Consider the following 6,702-nt stretch of genomic DNA (forward strand, 5'->3'; position numbering starts at 1 on the left):
ACGGCCCGGCAACAAGCGGGTCGACGGCTACCTCAACGTGCTGCAGCGACCCCACGTCGGCACGGTGTTCCTGATCCCCGGGCGCGGTGACACCCTGCGGATCAACGGCACCGCGCGAATCCTGGCCGACGCCGACTACTTCGACGCGCTGATCGTGGACGGCAAGCGGCCCCTCCTCGCCTTGGAGATCGCCGTCGAGGAGGTGTTCTTCCACTGCGCCAAGGCATTTCTGCGATCCGACGCGTGGAAGCCGGAGACGTGGGACCCCAGCGCCGTGCCGACCGTCGCGCAGCTCGCCAAGGCCATCAAGCCGGACATGAGCGACGAGCAGCTCAACGAGTACTACGACGAAGACAACATGCGCAAGATCCTCTACTAACGACCCGACGCTCCGCTCGACTCTGCGGTGATGGCTTGGGTCACTCGCACTTTCGCGCCCTATGCGCAGAGCGGACTCCGCCGCGCCGCCGACGACGTTGGATCTGGTTGACGCCACCGTCGACCGGGATGTCGGCGCCGGTGGTGAAGCTGCAGAGGTCCGAGGCCAGGAACACGACGGCCTTGGCCACCTCGTCGGCTTCTGCCATCCTGGCAAGCGGAACCGTATTCTTCTGTAGTTCCGTGAACTGGTCGACGGCGGTCGGGCCTGCGAATACCAGGTTGGCGAGGATCTCGATACCCGGGGTCAGGTAGTCGAGGTGCTCTTCGGTGAGGTCACCGATGCGCGCGACGTCGATGACGGCGGCGTTGGCGAACAGTACGTCGATGGCTCTCCGCGGTCTGCGACGGCGGCGTACAACCGGTCGAGGTCTTCCGGCTTGGACACGTCGCCCTGGACGGCGATGACCCCGTCGCCGAGTTCCTCGGCCGCCTTGTCGAGTTCGGCATGCCTGCGCCCGGTGATGAACACGGTGGCGCCCTCGGCGATGAATCGCTTCGCGGTCGCCAGGCCGATGCCCGCCGTGCCCACGCGTCCGAAGTATTCCGCGCGGCGACTGGTTTGGAACTTACCGAAGCGGTAATTCCGAGTTAACGGGAAGAACGGTCTTCCTCGACTGATCGGAGAAAACGATGATCGTCCTCGGTGTGATCCTGCTCGTCATCGGCTACTTCACTGGCATCTCGATCCTGTACACCATCGGTGGAATCCTGCTGGTCATCGGCGTGGTGTTGTGGATCCTTGGTGCCGTCGGGCGGCCCGTCGGAGGCAGAAAAGTCTGGTTCTAGTGCATGACTCCGAGTCGGTAAGCCCACTCGTACGACGGGCCGCGGCATGGTCCTGGCGATTGCTAGTGATCCTTGCCGCGGCCGTCGTCGTGTTCGAGGTGATGCGCCGGTTCGGGCTCGTCGTCGTGCCGGTTGCGCTGGCCCTGATGCTGGCCGCAATGCTGTTGCCTGCGGTCGACTTCCTGGATCGGTACGGCGCGGCCCGCGGCGGCGCCGTGGCCTTCGTGGTCATCCTCGGCCTCACGGTCTTCGTGGGCATTCTGGCGTTCGTCATCAGCCAGTTCGTCGATGGCCTGCCGGGTTTGGTCGAACAGGTGACGAACAGCATCGACACCCTCCGCGACTGGCTCATCGACGGTCCAGCGCACCTCAGTCGCGATCAGATCAACCACGCAGGCGATTCGGTCATCAAGTCGCTCAACGAACATCAGACGCAGTTGACCAGCGGCGCAGTCTCCACGGCCGGAACCGTCGCCGAGCTCGTCACCGGCGCGCTGCTCACCTTCTTCACGGTCATCTTCTTCCTCCTCGGCGGCCGCAACATCTGGCAGTTCGTCACCCGTGTCGTGCCCGCCGACGCGCGGGCGCGGGTGCGCGAGGCAGGAGCGGCCGGCTTTCACTCCCTTGCGGGGTATGCGCGCGCCACCTTTCTGGTGGCCCTCGTCGATGCGCTCGGCATCGGAATCGGCTTGGCCATCATGGGAATCCCGTTGGCGCTGCCGCTCGCCTCCCTGGTGTTCCTCGGCGCATTCGTCCCCGTGGTGGGCGCCGTGATCACCGGATTCCTGGCCGTCATCGTGGCGCTGCTCGCGAAGGGCTTCATCTTCGCGGCCATCACGCTGGGCCTCATCGTCGCGGTGATGCAGTTGGAGGCACACGTGCTCCAGCCGCTGGTGATGGGTCGGGCGGTGTCCATCCACCCCCTCGCCGTGGTGCTGGGCATCACGGCGGGCAGCGTGCTGGCCGGTATTGTCGGCGCGTTACTGGCCGTACCAATCATCGCGTTCTTCAACAGCTTCGTCCGCGTACTCATGGCGCCAGACCCGGCCGCCCGCGGCGAAGCGCTCAAGGAAGAAGACGGCCCGCTGCTGGACGCGGACGTCGACGAGAAGACCTGAGGTCAACCAACGACGAGCGCGAGGGCCTGCTCGGCGGCGGCCGCGATCTGGGCCGGCTCGGTGCCGCCCTTGCGCAGTGCCTCGAACCCCCGAATCAGACCGAGCAGCGTGGTGGCGAGTGCCTCGGGATCGGCGTCGGCGCGCACCGTTCCGTCACGCTGAGCCTCCGCGATGCACTCGACGAGGTCGCCCCGCCACCGGGTCAGCGACTCGCCGACCACACGATCGACGTCGGCGTCGGCAGCGCCGAGTTCGGCCGAGCTCTTGGCCATCATGCAGCCAAGGCGCTCGTTGTCGGCGACGATGTCGGCGACCATCGTGCGGACGTGCCCGGCGAGTCGGTCGTAGGCGGAAACGCCGGGCTGCCGTAGCTGCTCGGCCACCCGATCCATCGCATCGACGCAGTACCCGTCGAGCGCGCGGACGAACAGTGCGTGCTTGTCACCGAAGGCGCCGTAGAGGCTTCCCTTGCCGAGTCCGGTGGCTGCGGTGAGGTCGTCGACGGACGTCGCGGCGTATCCGCCGTTCCAGAACCGGTCTCGGGCGGCCGCCACCACCGTGTCTTCGTCGAACTTGCGTGGGCGGGGCATGAAGTTAGTGTACTCCGTTCTGGAATAAACAGTCCAGATGATGACTTGCCCCCAGTGATGACCACCCACCCTCGAAGGAGCAATTCATGACTCGACCCGTCCGCGTCGGCGTTCAACTGTGGCCCGGCGGAGCGCCCGACTACCGCAGTTGGCGCGCGGCCGTCATCCACGCCGAGGAACTCGGCGCCGACGTCGTCTTCGGCTACGACCACTTCCACCGGATTGCGATGGAGGGCATCGTCGACGCCAAGCCGGTACTGTCCGCAGTCCAGCCGGACGTGAACAACTTCGAGGGGTGGACGGCTCTGGCGACCTGGGGTGAGATCACGTCCCGCGCGGAGATCGGCCTGCTGGTCACCGGCATCGGGTATCGCAACCCGGAGCTGCTCGCCGACATGGCCCGCACCGTGGATCACATCAGCGGCGGTCGACTGATCCTCGGCCTTGGCGCAGGATGGTACGAAAAGGACTACACCACATACGGTTACGACTTCGGCACGGTCAAGTCGCGGATGGATCTGTTCGACGATGGCCTGCGCCGCATCGAGCACCGGCTGCAGAACCTGACGCCGCTTCCCGTGCGCGACATCCCGATCCTGATCGGCGGCTCGGGTGTCAAGCGCACGCTGCCCGCGGTGGCCCGCCACGCCGACATCTGGCACACGTTCCTGCCGATCGATCAGTTCATCCTGGCCAGCAAGACCGTCGGCGAGCTCGCAACGGCCAACGGCCGCAACGACTCCGACATCGAGCGGTCGTCGGTATGGGAGAATGCACAGGACGCCGACGCCTACCGGGATGCCGGTGTCACCCTGTTCACCACCGAGATCCATCCCACTGCAGCCGGTTACGACTTCAGTACCCTGGAGAAGATGATCGAATGGCGAGACAAGGCATGAGCCAGGAATCCGAGACGACGGTCGAGGTCCGCAGGGTCACCGTGACGACCGATCGGCCGTTCGACGACGTGGTCGCCGCAGCGTACGCCGGACTCGGCCGGGTGCCCGACTTCCGCGACCTCGCGCGCCGGTGGGGCGCAGTCGGAAGTCGCGACGAGTTCGACGCCCTGATCGAACCCGTGGCTGGTAGTAGCGGGCTCCTCGAGTTCATGAGCCTCGACCTCGGTGCGGTCCTTGCCATCCGCGACCCGGACCGCAGCGCCCGGATCCTGCGGATCATCGCGGGCAACCCGGTCACGATGAGCAAGATGACCGCGACGGTGCCCGACGCCGGGTCTTACGCTCCGGTGACGATTCTGATCGTCGAGCGACCAGACGGCGTGACGCTGTCCTACGACCGGGTGGCCAGCGCGATCGCGCCGTACGCAGGTGATGCGGCGTCGGCGGTCGCCCAAGAACTCGACGGCGCGGTGCTGACGCTGCTTCGCGACGCCGCGGGGTGATCACCGCGACGCAATAGTGTGCATAGGCGTGACGTCCTCCGGCCGCCAGTACGCCCGAGAGATCGTCGCCGTCGCACTGGCGGTCGTGCTGGTGGTCGCGGCGTTCGTGGTGCCGCACCTGCACCTCGGCGTCGTGACGCCGCTGATCAACAGCACGCCCCAACAGATCCGCGACTTCGCGCAGACCGCGCCCATCTTCGGCTGGTGGAACGCCCACGTCGGGTGGGGCACCGTTGCGGCCATCGTCATCGGTGTCGCCGCGGTGCTCGTCGGCCAGGCCGTGGCGCAGCGCCTGCCGTGGCGCGCGGTGCCCTGGGTGACGTGGGCGACGGCGTGCGGGTGGGCGTTCTCGCTGGCGATGATCGACGGCTGGCAGCGCGGCTTCGCAGGCCGGCTCGCGGCGCGGCACGAGTACCTACGTCAGGTGCCGACCATCACCGACATCCCCGAGGCCGTCCGAACGTTCGCCAGCAGGATCCTCGACTTCCAGCCCAATTCGTGGATCACCCACGTCTCGGGCCACCCACCGGGCGCCCTGCTGACGTTCGTATGGCTGGACCGCATCGGGCTGGGCGGCGGCGCCTGGGCGGCGACCTTCGTGCTGCTGGTGGGCTCGAGCGCCGCAGCGGCCGTCGTCGTGGCGGTGCGGGCGCTGTCCGACGAGGCGACTGCGCGACTGGCCGCCCCGTTCGTCGCGGTGGCGCCGACCGCCATCTGGATCGCGGTGTCGGCCGACGGCTACTTCGCCGGCGTCGCGGCATGGGGCATCGCCCTGCTGGCGGTGGCGGCGCGCGGCACGACGCGCCTCCCCCTGCTCGCGGGCGCCGGTGCCGGCCTGGCGCTGGGCTGGGCGATCTTCCTCAACTACGGACTTGGCCTCATCGCGCTACCCGCAGTCGCCGTATTGATCGCCGCCAAGGACCTCCGCTCGGCTCTGCGTGCGCTGATCCCCGCGGCGCTCGTCGCGCTTGGCGTGGTCGCGGTGTTCGCCGCCACCGGCTTCTGGTGGTTCGACGGCTACACCCTCGTCCAGGAACGCTACTGGCAGGGCATCGCGCTCAACCGTCCGTTCCAGTACTGGTCGTGGGCGAACCTGGCTTCGGTGGTGTGCGCCATCGGACTTGGCAGCGTCGCCGGGGTCGCCAGGGCCTTCGACGTCGCGGCGATCAAGCGACGCTCGGGGCTGCACCTGGTGGTGCTGGCCGCGCTGCTTGCGATCCTGTGCGCGGACCTCAGCATGCTGAGCAAGGCCGAGACCGAACGCATCTGGCTGCCGTTCATGATCTGGCTGACGGCCGCGCCCGCGCTGCTGCCCGCACGGTCACACCGCTGGTGGCTGGCCGCCAACGTCCTCGGCGCCCTCGCGCTCAACCACGTCATCCTGACGAACTGGTAGCAACCCGATGACCAAATAGTAGAGCGGCACGCACGCCCACACGACGGCCAACGAAACCCACAGCCCCAGAGGGTAATCGCGATTCAGCACAGTCATGTTGTCGGGCCGCAGGCCCGGCTTGGCGAAGACCGGGATCGCGAGCAAGCCCAGCACGACAGTGCACAGCCCCGCCACCGTAAGGGGCGTCCACCATCGTCCGCGGATGAGCCGCCTGCCGGTGAACCCCAGGGCCACGCACAGCGGCGCGAATACGAAGTCGTGCAGCACCGCACCGGCCACCGCCCACACCGCGATGCGCACGATGACCTCGAGCGAGTTGTCCCACAGCAGCACGGCACCGTAGACGCCCATCGCAACGCCGAGAACGATCAGGACTGCTCGCAACTAGACCACCTCGATCCGCGACAGCCACTTCGTCTGCAGTACACCGGGTCTCGTTGGTGCGATCAAACGGCACGGGTAGCCGTGGTCGATGTCGAGGACTTCACCGTTGAGCCGCAACGCGATAAGGGTCTGCGAGTCGCGGGCGTGCCGGGCCGGTAGGACCGTCCGCGAATACGGTCCCGGTGGTTCCAGCGAGATCATCCGCACGTCGGAATCGGGCGATGCGCCGACCGCGGCGACGAGGTCTGCGAGCACCACCCCGGTCCATTCCGCGTTGGCACTCCATCCCTCCACGCACGAGATGGGCAACTGGTGGGTGGCTTGCGGCAGGGCCACGAGGTCGGCGATGGTGAACACCCGCTTCGTCGACCCATGGCTGACGGTCAACCGGTAGTCCGGCGCCCGCGCGCTCCGCAGAACCCGGGCGGCGGCAGCCGAACGGTTCACCGGAACTCCTTGCGGCCCTTCCCCGGAACGCGGCGCCAGCACCGACACCTTGCGCAGCCACGGGATGGTCTGCCCGGCGGTGACGACTGTCGCCAGCGCGACCGCCAGGCCCGTGCCGACCAACACCGTGCGCCGGCT

11 protein-coding genes are annotated in these 6,702 nt (G+C 67.6%); 6 read left to right on the top strand and 5 right to left on the bottom strand.

Translation table 11 applies throughout. From position 1 onward, the window contains the following. On the top strand, positions 1-379 hold a 379-nt coding region (locus tag QOC69_RS31005), incomplete at its 5' end, for a PNPOx family protein (RefSeq protein WP_526446338.1). A gap of 40 nt (positions 380-419) precedes the next feature. Here the strand turns inward: QOC69_RS31005 and QOC69_RS31010 are convergent. Together QOC69_RS31010 and QOC69_RS31015 are read right to left on the bottom strand one after the other, a co-directional pair. Further along, positions 420-587, bottom strand: coding sequence for an SDR family oxidoreductase (locus QOC69_RS31010; RefSeq protein WP_526446339.1), 168 nt, complete (start codon positions 585-587; stop codon positions 420-422). A gap of 98 nt (positions 588-685) precedes the next feature. After that, positions 686-970: an SDR family NAD(P)-dependent oxidoreductase gene (locus QOC69_RS31015; protein WP_526446340.1), complete on the bottom strand. Its 285-nt coding sequence runs from the start codon at positions 968-970 to the stop codon at positions 686-688. 101 nt (positions 971-1,071) lie between these two features. Here QOC69_RS31015 and QOC69_RS31020 point away from each other — a divergent pair, with 101 nt between their 5' ends. Both QOC69_RS31020 and QOC69_RS31025 read left to right on the top strand, forming a co-directional pair. Next, positions 1,072-1,227 (top strand): hypothetical protein, encoded by a 156-nt coding sequence (locus QOC69_RS31020; protein WP_526446341.1) that lies wholly within the window; start codon positions 1,072-1,074, stop codon positions 1,225-1,227. A gap of 65 nt (positions 1,228-1,292) precedes the next feature. Further along, positions 1,293-2,345, top strand: a complete 1,053-nt coding sequence (locus tag QOC69_RS31025) for an AI-2E family transporter (RefSeq protein WP_526446342.1) — start codon at positions 1,293-1,295, stop codon at positions 2,343-2,345. A 2-nt stretch (positions 2,346-2,347) separates the two neighbouring features. Here QOC69_RS31025 and QOC69_RS31030 read toward each other — a convergent pair whose 3' ends face one another. Further along, positions 2,348-2,935, bottom strand: coding sequence for a TetR/AcrR family transcriptional regulator (locus QOC69_RS31030; protein WP_526446343.1), 588 nt, complete (start codon positions 2,933-2,935; stop codon positions 2,348-2,350). Positions 2,936-3,021: 86 nt separating this feature from the next. Between QOC69_RS31030 and QOC69_RS31035 the strand changes: the two genes are divergently transcribed. The 3 genes from QOC69_RS31035 to QOC69_RS31045 are packed head-to-tail and all read left to right on the top strand — an operon-like array spanning position 3,022 to position 5,733. After that, on the top strand, positions 3,022-3,834 hold the full coding sequence (locus QOC69_RS31035; RefSeq protein WP_526446344.1) for an LLM class F420-dependent oxidoreductase: 813 nt from the start codon (positions 3,022-3,024) through the stop codon (positions 3,832-3,834). Further along, positions 3,831-4,337 carry a DUF302 domain-containing protein gene (locus QOC69_RS31040; RefSeq protein ID WP_526446345.1) on the top strand — a complete coding sequence of 169 codons (507 nt, stop codon included), beginning with the start codon at positions 3,831-3,833 and terminating at the stop codon, positions 4,335-4,337. The genes QOC69_RS31035 and QOC69_RS31040 overlap by 4 nt, the downstream gene beginning before the upstream one ends. A 28-nt stretch (positions 4,338-4,365) precedes the next feature. Then, on the top strand, positions 4,366-5,733 hold the full coding sequence (locus tag QOC69_RS31045) for a hypothetical protein (protein ID WP_526446346.1): 1,368 nt from the start codon (positions 4,366-4,368) through the stop codon (positions 5,731-5,733). Here QOC69_RS31045 and QOC69_RS31050 read toward each other — a convergent pair. Further along, positions 5,659-6,117 (bottom strand): hypothetical protein, encoded by a 459-nt coding sequence (locus tag QOC69_RS31050; protein ID WP_526446347.1) that lies wholly within the window; start codon positions 6,115-6,117, stop codon positions 5,659-5,661. The genes QOC69_RS31045 and QOC69_RS31050 overlap by 75 nt on opposite strands. Beyond that, positions 6,118-6,702, bottom strand: a 585-nt coding sequence (locus QOC69_RS31055; RefSeq protein ID WP_526446348.1) for a molybdopterin-dependent oxidoreductase, incomplete at its 5' end; no start/stop codon positions are given.

Source organism: Mycobacterium sp. (assembly GCF_032162105.1).
Classification (GTDB): domain Bacteria; phylum Actinomycetota; class Actinomycetes; order Mycobacteriales; family Mycobacteriaceae; genus Mycobacterium.